Raw genomic sequence first — 16,749 nt, 5'->3', positions numbered from 1 at the left:
AGACTTGGTTAGTGGGAGGGATAATAGATACAATAACCAAAAATTAGGATGAATATATGTCAAAAAAGACCCATCAAGATCCACAAGCAGAGCTAGAAGCAAAACGATATGACAACCCGATTGTCAGTCGCCAATTTATCTTACAAGTTTTGGAAGAGGCGGGAGAGCCTGTATCTTTCGAAACTATTGCCAAAAAGTCCAATATTGAAGAGTCAGAATCGAAGCGCGCCTTACACAAGCGGTTAAATGCTATGGAGCGTGACGGACAGTTAATCTGTAACCGTAAAGGAAAGTATTGTCTTGTCGACTCCACCGATTTGGTTCGAGGCAAAGTTCTCGCTCACCGTGATGGATATGGGTATTTAGCCTTAGAGCAAGGCGGTGATGATTGGTATCTGTCGCCAAGAGAAATGCATAGCGTTTTTCATGGCGATAAAGTGCTTGCTCGAGTGAAGAAAATTGACCGGAAAGGTCGCACCGAAGGCGCCATTGTTGAGATTTTAGATGGCTCAACACACCATGTTGTTGGGCGCCTTTTCGAAGAGAGTGGCCTTGTTTTCGTATCGTCAGAAGACCCTCGAATTTTGCACGATCTCATTATTTCAGAAGATGACACCTTAGGTGCTAAAGTTGGACAGGTCGTCGTCGCTGAGATTGTCCAGCGTCCCAAGAAAAACAAACATGCTCGCGGAATTATCACTGAAGTCCTAGGGGACCATTTGTCCGCGGGGATGGAAATCGAAATTGCGATTCGGAATCACCAAATCCCTCATGAGTGGCCGTCAGACGTTAACTCTGAAGTGACTGAGTTACCGGTCGAAGTGAGTGACAGTGACTGGGAAGGACGTGTGGACTTACGTAAGCTTCCTTTGGTGACCATTGATGGCGCTGACGCTAGAGATTTTGATGATGCCGTTTACTGTGAAAAGCAAAAGTCAGGTGGTTGGAAGCTTTGGGTAGCGATTGCCGATGTTAGTCATTATGTGCGTCCAGGCAGTGCATTGGATAAAGAAGCTATTGAGCGTGGAAACTCTGTTTATTTCCCAGAGTTTGTTGTACCGATGTTGCCGGAGTTATTGTCCAACGGCTTATGTTCATTAAACCCAGACGTTGATCGTTTGTGTATGGTTTCAGAGATGGATATCGATGCTGAGGGTAAAGTAACTGACTCGCAGTTTTACCCTGCTGTAATGCATTCGCATGCGCGTTTCACTTATGAAAAAGTGTGGAGCATATTAAGCGGTGATGAAGATCTTCGCTCGGAATATTCTGATAGAGTTCCTGAGTTAGAAGAGCTGTATGAGTTATTTAAGGCTCGATTAGCGCTAAAGTCAGGGCGTGGAGCGATTGAGTTTGAGACCACTGAAACTCAGATTATTTTTGACGAAAATCGGAAAATAAAAGATATTGTCGGTCGAACCCGAAATGATGCGCATAAAATCATTGAAGAATGCATGATTTGCGCCAACGTGGCGGCTGCAGAATTTATTGAGAAAAGTGATTTTCCCGGTGTTTACCGAGTGCATGAAGGTCCATCCGACGAGCGTTTAGAAAAGTTTAGAGCATTCCTTGGGGAGTTAGGCATTTTCCTGTTCGGTGGTGATAAGCCAGAGCCTAAGAACTATCGTGAGCTTCATGATTCCATTAAAGAGCGTCCAGATTATGAGTTAATACAAACCATGATGCTGCGCTCGATGATGCAAGCGGTATACAGCCCGCAAAATGAAGGTCACTTCGGACTTGCTTTTGATTCATACACACACTTTACGTCACCAATCAGGCGTTATCCTGACTTATTAGTGCACCGTATTATTAAAGCCCTTCTTCAAACACATAAAGTAGCTGGTGCAGAAAGTGGGCAGAAATATACAGACCAAGAGTTAGTCAACTATACAGAGCACTGCTCAATGACTGAACGTCGCGCAGATCTAGCCACTCGAGATGTAGTGGACTGGTTGAAGTGCGAGTATATGCTGACGCGTGTTGGTGATGAGTACTGGGGAACAGTAGCGACCGTCACCAGTTTCGGAATATTTGTTGCTCTGGATGAGCTTTTCGTAGAAGGGCTGATTCACATCAGCGAGTTGGGTGATGACTATTACCACTTTGACGCGGCTAAAATGCGTTTAATTGGAGAGCGAAAAGGTCAAAGCTTTAGAGTCGGTGACCGAGTTAAAATTAAGGTGGGCAAGGTTGACCTTGAGCAACGAAATATTGATTTTGAGCTTCTTGAACGCGAAAAAGTAAAACGTGAAGAAGTTAAAGGTTCTGAACGAAGAAAGTTATATGGCAAAGCTAAGCGCTCCGGATCTTTACCCAAGAAAGATGGTAAGGGTAAAGCTAAAGATGGCGACAAGGGCGGCTATAAAAAAGGCGCTAAGAACTCAAAGAAAAAACGTGGTAAAGGTGGCAAGAAAAATCGCCGTTAGTTAACAAATGATTAAAAGGTTTATATGTCTGAATTAGTGTATGGCGTTCATGCCGTTGAAGTTCTATTAAAACGAAACAGTAGTAACGTGCAGTGTTTGTACGTGCAAAGAAATCGTCATGATCAGCGTGCTCATAAGCTGGTGAAGTTAGCGCAAGAAAATGATATTCCCGTGGTGCAAAAAGATCGTGAGGAACTTGACGAGATGACGCAACAACGACACCAAGGTGTTATTGCGCAATGTAGTCAACTTAAAGAAAAGCAGTATCATGAAAAACATATCCCAGAAATGTTAGATGCTCTGGATGAAGCACCTTTTATTTTGATTTTAGACGGTGTCACTGATCCGCATAATCTTGGCGCTTGTTTGCGTAGCGCAGATGCGGCTGGAGTGCATATGGTGATAGCGCCGAAAGATAACGCTGCTAGTATTACCGATGTAGTCCGAAAAGTGGCGTGTGGGGCTGCTGAGTCAGTGCCCTTTATTCCTGTGACAAACCTTGTTCGCACTATGAAGCAGCTTCAAGAAAGAGATGTTTGGATTGCTGGCACCACTGGTGATGCCGAACAAGATATGTATCAAGCTAACTTAAAAGGTGGCTTGGCTATTGTCATGGGAGCGGAGGGTGATGGCATGCGTCGACTGACCCAAGAGAATTGCGACTTCCTGATTAAAATTCCGATGGCTGGTGAAGTATCCAGTTTGAACGTTTCGGTCGCAACCGGTGTCACCTTATTTGAAGCGGTAAGACAGAGACAATTATAAGCGCATCATTAGCTAAGCAGTGATGCTATAAATTGCTCTTTTGTCTGCAAAGCCTCTAAAGCTTTTTCAATATCGACCCTGAAAAAAGAAATTGTATCATGTGCTTTGACTTGAGCAAGCAAGCTTAAGTCAGCACTGATTACTTGGGCAATTCTTGGGTAGCCGCCTGTGGTTTGCCCGTCAGCTAAAGTGATAATGGGGGAGCCGTTTTCCGGTAATTGTATGGTACCAGGTATGATGGCCGTGGTTGTCATCGATAGTTCGTCTTTCAGGTCTAACGACTGCTCCTCCAACTTAAGAGCCATTCGGTTACTATCGCTGCTAACCGTAAAGCTTTCTTCTAAAAAACTCTTTCTACTAGCTTGTGATAATTGCTCAAATTCCCTGCCTTGAGTAACTCTTACGATGATATGGTTTTGTTGTAGGTTGTGATGGTGTTCCTTCAGCAGCTCATTAGGTGTCACACGGGTTTCTTTAAATGCGGTTGCATTAAGGTCGATTAGGTCGCCATCGTTTAAGGCCCGTCCTTTGAACCCTCCGAAATTAGCCAGAATATTGGTTGAGGCGCTGTTTATAATCAGTGGTAACTTGAGTTCGCCAGAAAAAGCGACATAAGCTCTTGCCCCGGACTTTAGTTTTCCAAACTTTAAAACATCCCCTTGTTGCATATGGAGCGTCGTGTTCATGCTCGCTTGGCGATCATTCACGAACAGCTCAAACTCAGCACCGGCAATACCAATTGAAACGTCTTGTTCAAACTGAAGTGTCGGCCCTATGTGTGTGACTTCAAGCGTAGGCTTATTGTTGTCGTTGCCAACTAACCAATTTGCAATTTGATGGCTATATTGGTCCAACGCACCGCTTGCTGATATACCAAATTCACGATATTTCTGACGACCTAGATCTTGAATCGTGGTCTGTAAGCCTGCCTTCAGTATCCTAATGTTCATATTGCTTAAATTCCTCAAGGCTGATTGCTTTAAATTGGATAGTATCTAAAGGTTTGGCAATGGCTGGGACAGATTTTGAGATATCGAGTAACGCGATGGGGGTCTTACCTATAATGTGCCAGCCACCGGGACTGTTTATGGGATATATGCCTGTTTGGTCACCTCCGATACCGACAGAACCCGCTTCTATTCTTGACCTTGGGTCATCTCTACGCGGGCAATGAATCTTTTTATCGAGCCCGCCTAGGTACAAAAATCCGGGTAAGAAACCGAGCATATAAACCGGGTATTCAGCATTTGTGTGAGCTTGTATGACTTGGTCAGTCGTTAACTGGCAATGCTTAGCAACATACTCTAAATCTGGCGCTAAGGAAGTGTCATAACAAACCGGTATCACATGTTTTTGTGAATGCTCACGAGATATTGGTTCAACACCTTCTAATAGAGTTTGAAGTTTCTCAGTGACATGATCCGCATTGAATTTTGACGGCTCTAGGATAACGAGTAGAGAGTTATAAGCGGGTACAGCTTCAATAAAACCCCTGATGCCACTGTGCTCAATGATATGTTTGGCGGACAAAATGTAGCGCGTTAGTTCAGTGCTGATGTCGTCACTAAATTCGACGATAACTGAATTGTCGCTGTTAATATGAATCGAGAAGTTGGGCATTACTATCCTAGTGAAATGTCGATATTGTGATGTTGAAATAACTGTTGAAGCTTTTGTGCGATCTGTAACGCATTAGGATTATCACCATGCAGGCAAATAGAGTCGACGGTGATACTGAGTTTCTCTCCATCAGGCAGTGTGATAGCTCTATTCTGTGCAAAGCTGAGAGCTTGCTCTAGACTGTCTTCAAGATTGGCGTGAAGTGCATGAGGTTCCGTTCTTGGAACCAGAGTTTTATTTTTCTGGTAATTCCTGTCCATAAAACCCTCATGAATAAAGTCTACACCAACAGCTTTTGCGGCATCCAGCATGGCTGATTCCGCCAGACCCATATATTTTATAGAGCTTGAGACTGAAGCAATTTCTTCGGCAATAACTTTGGCTAGCGCGAGATCTGTCGCTGCGTCATTATATAAAGCGCCATGAGGTTTGATGTGGTGTAACTCGATGCTTTGTTGGCGACAGCCGTTTTGAACCTTGTTGATTTGTTCTTTTAAGGTGCTTCGCAGTGCTTTTTCACTGAGCGTCATGGACTGTCGTCCAAAGTTTTCTTTATCAGGGTAAGACGGATGTGCTCCAACGGCAAGTCGGTGTGACTTTGCATTCTGAATAGAGACTCTGATGCTGTTTTCGTTACCGGCATGACCACCACAAGCAATATTGCAGGAAGATATATACGGCATAAGCTCAGCATCACGAGCCCAGTCATTAGGCTGGATACTTTCACCAAGGTCGCAATTAATATCAATCGTTTTAGTCATCGTTATAAATTATAACAACTTAAACGCGGATAGTAGACTTTTTGCGCCAAGCACAAAAGCGACAATGACTACCAAGAAACCTAACAAGTTTTGCCATAGAGTATTTTTGTACTGGCCTAAGAATCCTTGGTTCATTGCCCATAATAAGAAGCTCGCAATAATCGGCAGTAATAAACCGTTAGCTATTTGAGCGAACCAGATTACGGAAACTGGTTTCAAACCCAGCGAGGCAACGGTAACGCCAACTACTAATATCACCATCCAAATGGCGCGGAACTTATTGCTTCTCAGATTCTCGGGAATATTTAATAAACCGGTTAGCGCGTAAGCTGAAGCTAATGGTGCTGTGATTGCAGAGGATATCCCTGCTGAGAATAAGCCAAGTGCAATCATGTATTGAGCTAAGTCACCGAAAGCTGGCTCGATGCTCTTAGCCATATCTGCGGCACTATTAACTTCTAATTGAGTGCCGAAAAAAGCGCTGGCAGCGGTCGAAACAATCGCAATGGATATTAAGCCACCGAGCGGAATTGAAATATAGATATCCTGTCGGGCCTGCTTTAAACCTTCTGCAGTTTTCCACTTTTTCTTAGCGCTTGATGAGTGCAGAAATAAGTTGTATGGAACCACGGTGGTGCCAATCAAGGCAATAACGGTCAAGGTCGCTGAGTCGGGTAAGCTTGGAACTAATAGCCCTGAAAATAGCTCGCCAAAATCAGGTTTAGTTAAAACAAAAGTGACCAAGAAAGCGACACTCATTAATAGAACGACAGCGATTAAAACTTTTTCAATGAGCTTATAACTGCCTGTTAATAGAACAAAGAAAGCGATAACACCAATTATCAAGGCCGCCAAGTCTAGACCTGCAAAGTCTGGATAGTCCCAAACGGCCTGGACCCCCAGCGTTGCTCCAGCAATATTACCGCCTTCGTAAGCGGCATTGCCGATAATAATCGCGCTGACCACTAGAATAATAGAGATAGCTTTTAATGCAGGATTTTTGATCAGTTCGCGAATCGACTGACCAAGGCCTTTTTGGCCGATAACGCCGAGCCTTGCGGTCATCTCTTGCAGTATCATGGTTGCAAGAATTGAAAAAAGGAGCGCCCAAAGCAAACTAAACCCAAAGTTAGCACCTGCTTTGGTGGCAACGGTGACGGTACCAGGGCCAATAAATGCAGCCGCTACCAGTGCTGCTGGACCGATGGAGAATTTTGACTTTGCCATAGTGGTTGTTGTGTTGTGGTGGTTTTCCAAAAGCCTAGCGATAAAGTGCGGTTATGGCAATTCATTATCCGAAATAAGGGTGTGGCCTTTATCGATAGGGGAAAATAAAGACCACGGGGAAAGCGGTTATAGTACGGTTATTTCAAGCTCATCAGGCCAAACGCTAAACTGGACTTGGCCAATGTGTTCTTTTTGTAGCAGGAACATAATGAGGCGTGATTGACCGATGCCACCGCCAATAGTTTGTGGCAAGTGGCCGGCCATGAGTTGTTGGTGCCACAAGTAGTTTAGACGGTGTTCACACCCTCGAATCTGCAATTGTTGTTGCATGACTTGTGGTGAGACTCTGATCCCCATTGATGACAGCTCGAAAGCATCCTCTAACACGGGGTTCCACACTAAAATATCGCCGTTGAGTCCGTAGTAACCATCATCTGTCGGTGTGCTCCAGTCGTCGTAATCTGGCGCACGACCATCGTGAATAGAACCATCACTCAACTCGCCACCAATACCGATTAAGAAAATGACGCCATGTTTTTTGCAGGCTTCGTATTCGCGTTGGCTAGGGTTAAGGTCGGGGTACTGTTTAAGCAAATCTTCTGTTTGGATAAAAGTGATTTCTTGCGGTAGCAAAGGTTCACGGAGGGTGGCATTTGCGACAACATGATCCGTTTCCTGCATCGTCTTATAGATTCTTTGTACCGTTTCTTGCAGGTAGTCAAGGCTACGACTGCTATCGCAGATGACCTTTTCCCAGTCCCATTGGTCAACGTATAAGGAGTGGCGCTCGCTGAGACGCTCTTCATCAGGGCGAATGGCGCGCATCTGCGTCACAATACCACTTTCAATATCAAAGTCACTTCTTGCCAACAGTTGCCGTTTCCATTTTGCGAGGGACTGAACGATTTCTAAAGGTTTATCCAAAGTTTGGCTTTGAACTGAAACAGGCTTTTCCACACCATTAAGATCGTCCTGTATGCCGTCGCCTTGATAAGTCAAAATAGGCGCTTGGACTTCGAGTAGCGATAGTTCTTGGCTGAGTCGTTCCATAAAGAATGACTTGGTACGTTGTATAAGCCGTTGATCTTGGATAAAGGCTTCTTTAGGGAGCTTTTTCATGGGTGGTCCTTACGTTAATTTATGCTTTAATGATTAGTATATTTATACCTGGGAAGGGTTTTTATCAATAGTTATATAGTGAAAAGTCGATATTGATATATTTAATCTAATAAATAATAATAAAATTATAATTTGTATGATTTTTGAGGCGTTTTCTCATGAAAAATTATGAGATTGATAATCTGGATAAAAAAATACTGGCGCAACTGCTCGAAGAAGCTCGTACTCCGTACGCCAAAATCGCTGAAAGCCTTGGTGTTAGTGCTGGAACGATTCACGTTAGAATCGAGAAAATGCGCCAAGCTGGTGTAATTAAAGGGACGAAAGTTAAGATTGAAGCTAAAGCTTTGGGGTACGACGTCTGTTGTTTTGTCGGTGTGTATTTAAAATCCGCCAAAGATTATCATCCAGTTAAAGAGCAGTTGATCAAAATTCCAGAAGTGATAGAGGCTTATTACACAACAGGACAGTACAGTATTTTGCTCAAAGTAGTGGCGCCAGATATCGAGCGCTTTCAACACATCCTGATTGATAAATTACAATCCATCGAGGAAGTGCGCTCAACGGAAACGTTAATATCCCTGCAAAATCCAATCTACAGGGATATTGACGGTTTGCTAGTCTGAAGATTAACGAAGTAGATAGTCTTTTAAATCATCAAACTCATTGGCTAACGGGATTGATAGGCTCGTTTTGTTCATCGCATCCAGAATTGATTGTGGTCGTTTCACAGGCTCCTGTAATACATCTTCTAGTACGTCTGCAAACTTGGCTGGGTGTGCCGTGGCAACTACCAGGTCGTTGCTTTTTTTATCCCTGAAAAGAGTACTGGTAACTTCAAGCCCAACAGCGGTATGCGGATCAACCGGATAGTGTTGTTGTGCGTACTGTCTAATGGTGCGCCGAGTCTGTATTTCATTAATACTTGTCGCGCTGATGTCTTCAAACAGCTGCTCCAAATTCTCTTGGTAATAATAAAGAATGCGTGCGAAGTTATTGGGTTGAGAAACGTCCATAGCATTGGATAGTGTCCTTTGTGTTTTTTTGGGGCGCCACTGTTTGCTGATAAAAAAACGAGGAACAGTATCATTTTTATTGGTCGCTGCGATTAAATGGTTAATGGGAGCCCCCATTGCTTTGGCAATCATTGCAGCGGTTAGATTGCCAAAATTCCCGCTAGGCACGATTAATCTGTCGATGGGAGAGTCGTTGGAAACGTTCATCAGCGCAGGAAGCGCTGTGTAATAACAAACCTGCGCTACCAGTCGCGCCACATTAATCGAGTTGGCAGAGTTTAAGTTGAGTGTTTGAGCGACTTCTTCATCGTTAAATGCTTGTTTAACTAGGCTTTGGCAATCATCAAAATCACCATCGACTTTGAGAGTGTGGATATTATCTCCAAGCGTACAAAACAGCTGCTCTTGTTCTTTCGAAATTTTGCCTTTGGGGTACAGAATGACAACATCGATATTAGGCTTGCCATGAAAAGCGTGAGCTACCGCTGCGCCAGTATCACCAGAGGTTGCAGTGACAATGGTGGCTTTTTCATGGTTGAAGTGAGTCATGCATTCCGCCAGAAAACGCGCACCAAAGTCTTTAAAGGCGAGTGTTGGGCCGTGAAACAACTCAAGCACGTGTTGCTTGGGGGTTAATGACTTCACCGTTAATGGAAAATTAAATGCACGCTTTACCATGCCAGTTAATCGCTCTTTTGAAAGCTCGCCAGATGTCAGGTTATATAGGGTTTCAATGGCGATAGCGTTAAAGTCTTTGCTGGATAAAATATCTTTATCAAGTTTTTTTATATGCTTCGGAAAATAGATTCCGCGATTTTCTCCGATAGGAGATAGTACTGCCTGCTTAAAAGAAACCACTTGTTTCTGCTGTGAAATATTTACGAAAGACATGCTGCATTCTCCGCATGATGATCAATTTGTTGTGCACCTTGAGCACTGAGCTGGCAAACGTGGCTAAAAGCTCGCTCATTATCGTTGTAGTGCTGTTGTAAGTATTGATGCGCTTGGTTGGCGGCTGATAAGGTTTCACACAGGGCAAAAACGGTTGGCCCTGAGCCGGAAATACCCATGGCGCTAGCGCCTTCTTGTAGTAGCTGTTGCTTAACCTGATTAAAGTTTGGCAATAACTCATGGCGATAAGGCTCGGCGATGACATCCTTTAAATGATGTAAAGCGCTTGCTTTATCTCGCTGATACAGGCTCTGGATAAAGTTGGCTAAATTTTTCGCATAAGCGGTGGCCTTAGATAATTCGATTGACTTAGGAATCACATCGCGAGCCGCTTTAGTTAAGATGTTGGTGCCGGGGTTAGCGATGACAATATACCAATCTTCAAACCATGGCAGAGATTTACTGATTTTGCTGTCGTCAGACATCAGCTGTAAACCGCCCAGGAAACAGGGCGCGATATTATCGTAATGCAGACTGCCACTGATTTGGGCTTCCATCTCCCCCATCATGAGCAGTAACTCACGATCTGAGAAGGGTTCTTTATACCAATGATTCAAGGCGACTAACGCTGCCACGATTGAGCTACTACTGGAACCTAGCCCACTTCCTACAGGAAGATTCTTCTCAAGGGTTAACTGTAACGCCTGTTTGCTTTCTTCCTTGACACTTAACTTTTGGTGAAAAAGCTCATGACAATGATGAATAATGTTATCGTCAGGGCTTGATGGTAATTGTTCAGCGAAGCGACCTGTAGACCTTAATTGGTAACGACTATTGCGGGTAACGGTAACTGTGTCGCCTAGTAGAGTCCCGTCCACAGGCTTGACTGCTGCGCCTAGCAAATCATAACCCACTGAAAAGTTGCCAATCGAGGCTGGGGCGAAAACTTTAATGCTCATGATGCTAGCTCCTGTTCGCGATGCGGTAACGTTTGAAGTATGTCTGAAAATATTCCCGAAGCTGTAACCGATGCGCCAGCACCATAGCCTTTGATGACGAACGGTATTGGTGAATAATAGTCACTGTAAACCGCAATCGCATTTTCACCTCCCTTGATGGAGTATAGCGGGTGCTCCGATGATACTTGTTGTAACCCCACGCTGAGTTGACCATGTTCAAAGCTAGCCACGTACTTTAAGGTGGCTTGTTCAGATTTTGCTTGCTCGAATAATTGAGCAAAGTGGGCATCAATCTCCGATAGCGCTAGAATGAAATCATCGGGTGAACCGCTGGCGTCAAAACTATCTGGTAAGAGTGACTCTAACTGTATGTCGCTTAATTCCAACTCTGCTCCGAGCTCACGGGCTAGAATTAAAATTTTTCGCGCCACATCCATTCCACTTAAATCATCTCGTGGGTCGGGTTCAGTAAAACCTTGCTCTTTAGCTTGAGCAACTGCTTGCGACATCGGCATACCACCTTCAACCAAGCCTAATATGTACGACAAAGAGCCGGATAGGACGCCGGAAATATTGTGCACCTTGTCACCTGAACATAGTAGGGAGTCAAGGGTTTTTAATATGGGTAAACCTGCTCCAACGTTGGTTTCGTAAAAGAAATGTCTAAAGCGACGTGAAGCCGATTGACGAATATTTCGGTAACTTTTTAGGTCGCTGGAGTTGGCTTTCTTGTTGGCAGTCACAAGGTTGAAGCCCATATCGAGGTAATTCGCATAGTTGGCACTAACTTCATCGGAGCAAGTACAATCGACAATGGTTGGATTGACATAATGCCCCGACCGTAATAAGGCTTTGAGTTTATCTTGACTTAATATGTCTTGGCTTTGCTCCAGAAGTGGTCGCCAGTCTTCATTCTCCATACTGATTTCATCGCAGTAGTATTTAGAGTTAGCAATTAAACGGATATTGGCGCTAATACCTTTCTGGTTTAGGTAAGGTTGTTGCGTTTGAATTTGTCGAATCAGCTCTGCACCGACATTACCGCAACCCAGAATAAACAAGTCGACTTGCCGTTTACGATCAAAGAACTCAGCATAGACTCTGCGGTAAGCGGCTATCAACTGCCCATCTTCGATAACCGCAGAAATGGATAACTCAGAAGATCCTTGGGCGATGGCTTCAATGTTCGCGCCGCCTGACGATATGGCGCTGAGAAATTTTGATGATACTCCTTTTTCGTGAATCAGACCTTGGCCAACCACCGTTACAATCGAGCGACCTGCTCTAATATCGATGGGATCGATTTGATGCTGAGATAATTCATGAGCAAACTCTTCTTTTAAAGCTTGTCTTGCTACTATGGCGTCGGATTGTCGAATGGCAATGCAGACACTGTATTCAGACGAGGATTGGCTGATTAAAATGATGGATATATGGTGGCGAGCTAAGCAACCAAAAATACGCTCGGCGGCACCATAGGTATCGCATAGGTAGCTGCCACTAATACTGAGTAAACTGACTCGGTTCTGGCTAGAAACTGCTTTTACCTTAGCGTCATTCGAGCAGCTAGGTGCGATGACAGTGCCCGGCTCTTGGGGAGCAAAACTATTTTTAACGATGAGAGGAATGCCTTTTTGTCGAACCGGGCCGATAGTTTTGGGGTGAATGACTCCAGCGCCATGGTGCGCTAACTCCATAGCTTCTTTATAGGAGATGCTGCCGATGAGTTGTGCGTCGTTTATTATTTTCGGATCAGCATTATAAATACCAGAAACATCCGTCCATATTTCGAGTGAGTCAGCGTCACAAAGGTGAGCGAAGATGGCTGCTGAGTAATCTGAGCCATTGCGACCTAATAGGCATGCTAGACCATTCTTATCTGAAGCGACAAACCCTGGAGCAATAAGAAAGTGCACGTTCGACGGTAGTGACAGCGACTTCCAGGCTTTTTGACTGGCAATCAGATCTGCTTTTGATTCGAGAGCAGGACCGTTAGCCTTGATCGCTTGTCGACTATCCAACCAATAGCTGGAGTAGCCTTGATGCTTTATTAATGCATCTAATATCCATGAGCTTAAGTATTCACCGGCTGAAAATACCTCGCTGATTCGATGAGGGGCTTTCTGCTCATCATTATGATGGGTATCCCAATGCTTGTTCAGCTGATGCTGCAACCGTTCAAATTGCTGATAGAGGAACTCTGGTTGTGGTAGCTCAAGCTCTTTCACGAGGGTGTGATGCCGCTCAAAAAGTTTAGACAGTAGCTGCTTCGCTGCAAACCTATCTTCGGTTTCAATAAACAAGTGTAAGGTATCGGTGGTGGTCGCTGTCGCTGATACAGTGATAATGCTGCGACTTGTGCGAGCAGTAATGATGTTGGCGACATTGAGAAATCCAGCGCTGTCAGCCAACGAGGAACCACCGAATTTTAAAACTTTCATAGCGTTTTCCTGTTTATTGATGTGATTGAATAATTCATGGTTAATAAATTTAAAACAAAAAAAGCCCGAGGTTTTGAGGCCTCGGGCTTAAGTGTTCTCTATTTCGTTACACAATAACTAGCCGTCGACCTCCCGAGGGAAAATCGTTGTGGTGGTAGTTGTTGTGTTGAAAATAATCATTAAACTGAGATTAACCTTAAATATTTTAAGTGTCAACGCCAATTTCAATGGTATGAGCAGTGAAATTGGTTGATCTTTAGACGCTAAATCCTTAAAATACGCGCCCTTGGTCATTGTGGCCAAGCTTTATACAATCAGGTTTACTCCTTGTTGCCTATAATTGCTTAGTTTTAAAGCTGTGAGTTATAGGTGGCTGGAAACCGAAAGGAGACTTTAAATGAGACACTACGAAATCGTATTCTTGGTGCACCCAGACCAGTCTGACCAAGTTCCAGGCATGGTTGAGCGTTACAGCAAGATGATCACTGATGCAGCAGGTACTGTTCACCGTCTAGAAGACTGGGGCCGTCGTCAGCTAGCATACCCAATCAATAAACTTCACAAAGCGCACTACGTTCTTATGAATGTTGAAGCGAATGGCGAAGTTATCGAAGAATTAGAAGATGCTTTCCGTTACAACGATGCCGTGTTACGTAACATGGTTATGCGTCGTAAAGAAGCAATCACAGAAGCTTCTCCAATGGCTAAGAAAGACGAGAAACCTGCTCGTGACGAAAAGCCAGCTAAAGAAGAAGCTAAGAAAGAAGAATCAACTGAAGCTGCGGCTGAGTAATAAGGAGACATATCATGGCACGTTTTAACCGTCGTCGTAAGTTCTGCCGTTTCTCGGCTGAAGGCGTAACTGAGATCGATTATAAAGATACAGCTATGCTTAAAAACTACATCACTGAAACTGGTAAAATTGTTCCTAGCCGTATCACCGGTACTAGCGCAAAATACCAGCGTCAATTAGCTAGCGCTGTCAAGCGTGCGCGCTTCTTGGCTCTTTTGCCATACACTGATAGCCACGAATAAGCGGCATTTAAGAGGGTATAACGATGAACGTCATTTTACTTGAAAAACGTCGCAACCTTGGTGATTTAGGTGATACTGTAACTGTAGCTGCTGGCTATGGTCGTAACTTCCTTATCCCTACTGGTAAAGCAGTTCCTGCGACAAAAGAGAACATCAAGCACTTCGAAGAGCGTCGTGCTGAGCTAGAAGCGAAAGCTGCAGAAGTATTAGCTGCTGCTCAAGCTCGTGCTGACAAACTAGCTGGTATCGAAGTTACTGTTGCTGCAAACGCTGGCGACGAAGGTAAACTTTTCGGTTCTGTTGGTACAGCTGATATCGCTGAAGCAGTTACTGAGCAAGGTGTTGAGTTAGAAAAGAAAGAAATTCGTATGCCAGAAGGCGCTATCCGTCAAACGGGCGAATATACTTTCGAAGTACATTTACACCCAGAAGTTGAAGCTAACATCAAAGTTATCGTTGTTGGCGAATTCGACGAAGCTCAAGCTTAATTCTTAATTAAGCTAAAGAGTTAAAAAGGCACCTTCGGGTGCCTTTTTTGTTTCTAGCGTTAAAAAATTTATTTTAGCTATTAACTATTGTGACGTTAAATATATAACATAAGGTAGCTGTTAGAGAGAAAAATTGATTAAACTATAATTGTTGGAAAGTACTTAATACTTTATCCAGCTCTATAATCGCCTGTTCTGACAACCCTTCTTTTTCAATAAATTGAAATACTGATTTTTGGTAGACCTCAGAGGGAGCATGGCCTAGTTTATTTGCTACAGTAAACCATGCAAAGGCTTTCGGGTAGTCCCATAACGCAAAATAAGCTCTTCCAAGGTAGTGCATTGAAAGTATTCTACCTTCCTCAGCTTCTGGCTTCAGTGCTTTAATAATAGTGTGCAAGTCTTCAACAGTTTTCTTATGTGAAAAGCTATTAGTCTGAGGTGTAACGCTGAATGTTTTATTTAAAGTTCTATAGTACATGAAAGTAGCTACTCCATCACCAGACTCAACTAGAGGGAGTAGTGACTTTATCACTAGGTTCTCTCTCTTCTCTGACGGAGGCTCGCCATCAAGACGTTTATGCCTATACAACATATAAGTAGCATATGGATGGCCGTTATTTATAGCTTCTCTATACCATTTCAATGCTTGAGAATTAGATAACTCGAATCCATCCTTGGGGGTGTAGAAATTTATATAACAATTCCTATAACCTCCACAATCGAGATGTTTTGCAGCAAAGTCATACATATGAGCTAAAGTATATTGGGCTACTGGATCGTTTTCTTCAGCAAGCTTCTTAACTTCGTCATAAATTTTTTTTAGTTCGCCATTATAAAATTGTTTGATATATGGGGTGTTTTGCTGATCTATATCTACCCAAGAGTTGAATTCTTTAGCTTCTGTGATAAATAGGGCGGAGCATAATATGGCTAATAAAAAGTGTTTCATTGTGGACCTATTGTGTTAAAAGTTTTTTGTTCTTGATCCCAGTAAACTTCGCGACCTTCCCGGTAAATATGTTGGTACATGCTTTTACCGCCAATTTCTAAATGAACATACAGTTCTCCCTAACTGTTTATTTCAACTTTTGAAATCGGCTCAGGACGCATCGGTGTTTTCTTTCCTGTTAAAGTGAGGCTTTAGTGCTAATAACGGGAATAAAGTAAGGAGTGCTACTAGGCTATTAATATAAAGGTGGGCTGTAACATTAAAGAACAGCGAAAAAGCTGTATCAAAAACTAGCCATATCATTACTGTTGAAAAGAGAAACCACCAATCCTTTTCTGTTTTACTCAAAAACGCTTTGCCTATTGCGTAATAGAATAAGAGTCCCCAGCTAGCAACGGTGGGGCCAAACACTCCGATTAGAAACTTCATGGAAGTTAAGTCGCCGTGTGGGAACGCTTTTTGAAGGTGTTCGAAGTAGGGTGTGGCGATTGGGCTAAATACTACTAAGGGTAGCAAAACGCCACCGATGATATGGATTATGGCTATAAGCTTTAGCCATTTCTCTACACCTGCCATTGATTAATGTATAAACCTATTCGAAATATCTTTTGTGGGTATCATACAGTAATTGTGTGTCCCAAACAGTTTATAGCGATTCAGGGCAATACGGTTATAAACCCAATCTCTAAACGTTAAAGGAAAAAATCGAAATACACGGAGCCATGGCCAGGGCATTTTAAGGCTTTTAATTACTTCAAAGAAGGCTTCCGAGCGGTAGTAGGGCGCTCCGTCTTTCAGTAAAACCATAGTCTGGTAATCTTTTGTAGGGAGACCTAAGGATTTTAGCAGTTCTTGTCCTTTTGGGGATTGCACTGAACAAAACTTAAATTGAGCCTTGGGATCGCGTTTGATGACAAAAGGCACCCATTTAGAGCATAAAACGCATTCGCCATCGAAGAGAATGATAGATTTCATGGATGTATCATAACTAAAAATAGCTGAGAGAATAAGTTAATGTAGCTATTCAACTTATCCAGAACTTATCC

17 protein-coding genes are annotated in these 16,749 nt (G+C 43.4%); 6 read left to right on the top strand and 11 right to left on the bottom strand.

What is annotated here, in order from left to right; all coding sequences use genetic code 11:
• Positions 1-56 precede the first annotated feature (56 nt).
• Together rnr and rlmB are read left to right on the top strand one after the other, a co-directional pair.
• The gene (gene rnr, locus TQ33_RS09235; RefSeq protein WP_046561797.1) at positions 57-2,429 is read left to right on the top strand and encodes a ribonuclease R; all 2,373 of its coding nucleotides are present in this window, start codon (positions 57-59) and stop codon (positions 2,427-2,429) included.
• 24 nt (positions 2,430-2,453) lie between these two features.
• Positions 2,454-3,194 (top strand): 23S rRNA (guanosine(2251)-2'-O)-methyltransferase RlmB, encoded by a 741-nt coding sequence (gene rlmB / locus TQ33_RS09230; RefSeq protein ID WP_046561796.1) that lies wholly within the window; start codon positions 2,454-2,456, stop codon positions 3,192-3,194.
• 8 nt (positions 3,195-3,202) lie between these two features.
• Here rlmB and TQ33_RS09225 read toward each other — a convergent pair whose 3' ends face one another.
• The 5 genes from TQ33_RS09225 to asnA all read right to left on the bottom strand — a co-directional run bounded on the left by TQ33_RS09225 (position 3,203) and on the right by asnA (position 7,921).
• Positions 3,203-4,144 (bottom strand): 5-oxoprolinase subunit C family protein, encoded by a 942-nt coding sequence (locus TQ33_RS09225; RefSeq protein ID WP_046561795.1) that lies wholly within the window; start codon positions 4,142-4,144, stop codon positions 3,203-3,205.
• Complete coding sequence (pxpB, locus tag TQ33_RS09220; RefSeq protein ID WP_046561794.1) at positions 4,134-4,814, bottom strand: 5-oxoprolinase subunit PxpB; 681 nt, start codon at positions 4,812-4,814, stop codon at positions 4,134-4,136. Before pxpB ends, TQ33_RS09225 begins: the two co-directional genes overlap by 11 nt.
• Positions 4,815-4,816: 2 nt before the next feature.
• A complete protein-coding gene (gene pxpA, locus TQ33_RS09215) occupies positions 4,817-5,575 on the bottom strand; it encodes a 5-oxoprolinase subunit PxpA (protein WP_052735268.1) in 759 nt (252 codons plus the stop codon).
• 9 nt (positions 5,576-5,584) lie between these two features.
• Complete coding sequence (locus TQ33_RS09210) at positions 5,585-6,802, bottom strand: Nramp family divalent metal transporter (protein WP_046561793.1); 1,218 nt, start codon at positions 6,800-6,802, stop codon at positions 5,585-5,587.
• Positions 6,803-6,928: 126 nt separating this feature from the next.
• Complete coding sequence (gene asnA / locus TQ33_RS09205) at positions 6,929-7,921, bottom strand: aspartate--ammonia ligase (protein WP_046561792.1); 993 nt, start codon at positions 7,919-7,921, stop codon at positions 6,929-6,931.
• 158 nt (positions 7,922-8,079) lie between these two features.
• Between asnA and asnC the strand changes: the two genes are divergently transcribed.
• Positions 8,080-8,547: a transcriptional regulator AsnC gene (gene asnC / locus TQ33_RS09200; RefSeq protein WP_046561791.1), complete on the top strand. Its 468-nt coding sequence runs from the start codon at positions 8,080-8,082 to the stop codon at positions 8,545-8,547.
• A gap of 3 nt (positions 8,548-8,550) precedes the next feature.
• Here the strand turns inward: asnC and thrC are convergent, their stop codons facing one another.
• From thrC to thrA, 3 genes are read right to left on the bottom strand one after another with little or no spacing between them, the layout of a single operon-like run.
• Positions 8,551-9,828: a threonine synthase gene (gene thrC, locus TQ33_RS09195; protein WP_046561790.1), complete on the bottom strand. Its 1,278-nt coding sequence runs from the start codon at positions 9,826-9,828 to the stop codon at positions 8,551-8,553.
• The gene (gene thrB, locus TQ33_RS09190) at positions 9,816-10,787 is read right to left on the bottom strand and encodes a homoserine kinase (protein ID WP_046561789.1); all 972 of its coding nucleotides are present in this window, start codon (positions 10,785-10,787) and stop codon (positions 9,816-9,818) included. Before thrB ends, thrC begins: the two co-directional genes overlap by 13 nt.
• On the bottom strand, positions 10,784-13,228 hold the full coding sequence (gene thrA / locus TQ33_RS09185; RefSeq protein ID WP_046561788.1) for a bifunctional aspartate kinase/homoserine dehydrogenase I: 2,445 nt from the start codon (positions 13,226-13,228) through the stop codon (positions 10,784-10,786). The genes thrB and thrA overlap by 4 nt, the downstream gene beginning before the upstream one ends.
• Positions 13,229-13,625: 397 nt before the next feature.
• On the opposite strand from thrA, the gene rpsF reads away from it, so the two are divergent.
• Genes rpsF through rplI form a run of 3 tightly spaced genes read left to right on the top strand, consistent with a single transcriptional unit; the run spans position 13,626 to position 14,751 of the window.
• A complete protein-coding gene (gene rpsF / locus TQ33_RS09180; protein ID WP_046561787.1) occupies positions 13,626-14,021 on the top strand; it encodes a 30S ribosomal protein S6 in 396 nt (131 codons plus the stop codon).
• Between the two features lie 14 nt (positions 14,022-14,035).
• Positions 14,036-14,263, top strand: coding sequence for a 30S ribosomal protein S18 (rpsR, locus tag TQ33_RS09175; protein WP_046561786.1), 228 nt, complete (start codon positions 14,036-14,038; stop codon positions 14,261-14,263).
• A 23-nt stretch (positions 14,264-14,286) separates the two neighbouring features.
• Positions 14,287-14,751, top strand: coding sequence for a 50S ribosomal protein L9 (gene rplI / locus TQ33_RS09170; protein WP_046561785.1), 465 nt, complete (start codon positions 14,287-14,289; stop codon positions 14,749-14,751).
• 142 nt (positions 14,752-14,893) lie between these two features.
• Here the strand turns inward: rplI and TQ33_RS09165 are convergent, their stop codons facing one another.
• The 3 genes from TQ33_RS09165 to TQ33_RS09155 form a co-directional block, all read right to left on the bottom strand.
• Positions 14,894-15,703: an SEL1-like repeat protein gene (locus TQ33_RS09165; RefSeq protein WP_046561784.1), complete on the bottom strand. Its 810-nt coding sequence runs from the start codon at positions 15,701-15,703 to the stop codon at positions 14,894-14,896.
• A gap of 150 nt (positions 15,704-15,853) precedes the next feature.
• The gene (locus tag TQ33_RS09160) at positions 15,854-16,279 is read right to left on the bottom strand and encodes a hypothetical protein (protein WP_046561783.1); all 426 of its coding nucleotides are present in this window, start codon (positions 16,277-16,279) and stop codon (positions 15,854-15,856) included.
• A gap of 3 nt (positions 16,280-16,282) precedes the next feature.
• Positions 16,283-16,678, bottom strand: a complete 396-nt coding sequence (locus TQ33_RS09155; RefSeq protein ID WP_046561782.1) for a thiol-disulfide oxidoreductase DCC family protein — start codon at positions 16,676-16,678, stop codon at positions 16,283-16,285.
• Positions 16,679-16,749: the final 71 nt, after the last annotated feature.

The sequence above is a fragment of the Kangiella geojedonensis genome (assembly GCF_000981765.1).
GTDB lineage: Bacteria > Pseudomonadota > Gammaproteobacteria > Enterobacterales > Kangiellaceae > Kangiella > Kangiella geojedonensis.
The sequence above is the reverse complement of the archived record's forward strand: the minus strand, read 5'-3'. Positions and strand labels throughout refer to the sequence as shown.

Bases quoted from the DNA above. Each gene is read 5' to 3' on its own strand.
- rnr (WP_046561797.1), top strand. From the start codon at position 57: ATGTCAAAAAAGACCCATCAAGATCCACAAGCAGAGCTAGAAGCAAAA.
- rlmB (WP_046561796.1), top strand. From the start codon at position 2,454: ATGTCTGAATTAGTGTATGGCGTTCATGCCGTTGAAGTTCTATTAAAA.
- TQ33_RS09225 (WP_046561795.1), bottom strand. From the start codon at position 4,144: ATGAACATTAGGATACTGAAGGCAGGCTTACAGACCACGATTCAAGAT.
- pxpB (WP_046561794.1), bottom strand. From the start codon at position 4,814: ATGCCCAACTTCTCGATTCATATTAACAGCGACAATTCAGTTATCGTC.
- pxpA (WP_052735268.1), bottom strand. From the start codon at position 5,575: ATGACTAAAACGATTGATATTAATTGCGACCTTGGTGAAAGTATCCAG.
- TQ33_RS09210 (WP_046561793.1), bottom strand. From the start codon at position 6,802: ATGGCAAAGTCAAAATTCTCCATCGGTCCAGCAGCACTGGTAGCGGCT.
- asnA (WP_046561792.1), bottom strand. From the start codon at position 7,921: ATGAAAAAGCTCCCTAAAGAAGCCTTTATCCAAGATCAACGGCTTATA.
- asnC (WP_046561791.1), top strand. From the start codon at position 8,080: ATGAAAAATTATGAGATTGATAATCTGGATAAAAAAATACTGGCGCAA.
- thrC (WP_046561790.1), bottom strand. From the start codon at position 9,828: ATGTCTTTCGTAAATATTTCACAGCAGAAACAAGTGGTTTCTTTTAAG.
- thrB (WP_046561789.1), bottom strand. From the start codon at position 10,787: ATGAGCATTAAAGTTTTCGCCCCAGCCTCGATTGGCAACTTTTCAGTG.
- thrA (WP_046561788.1), bottom strand. From the start codon at position 13,228: ATGAAAGTTTTAAAATTCGGTGGTTCCTCGTTGGCTGACAGCGCTGGA.
- rpsF (WP_046561787.1), top strand. From the start codon at position 13,626: ATGAGACACTACGAAATCGTATTCTTGGTGCACCCAGACCAGTCTGAC.
- rpsR (WP_046561786.1), top strand. From the start codon at position 14,036: ATGGCACGTTTTAACCGTCGTCGTAAGTTCTGCCGTTTCTCGGCTGAA.
- rplI (WP_046561785.1), top strand. From the start codon at position 14,287: ATGAACGTCATTTTACTTGAAAAACGTCGCAACCTTGGTGATTTAGGT.
- TQ33_RS09165 (WP_046561784.1), bottom strand. From the start codon at position 15,703: ATGAAACACTTTTTATTAGCCATATTATGCTCCGCCCTATTTATCACA.
- TQ33_RS09160 (WP_046561783.1), bottom strand. From the start codon at position 16,279: ATGGCAGGTGTAGAGAAATGGCTAAAGCTTATAGCCATAATCCATATC.
- TQ33_RS09155 (WP_046561782.1), bottom strand. From the start codon at position 16,678: ATGAAATCTATCATTCTCTTCGATGGCGAATGCGTTTTATGCTCTAAA.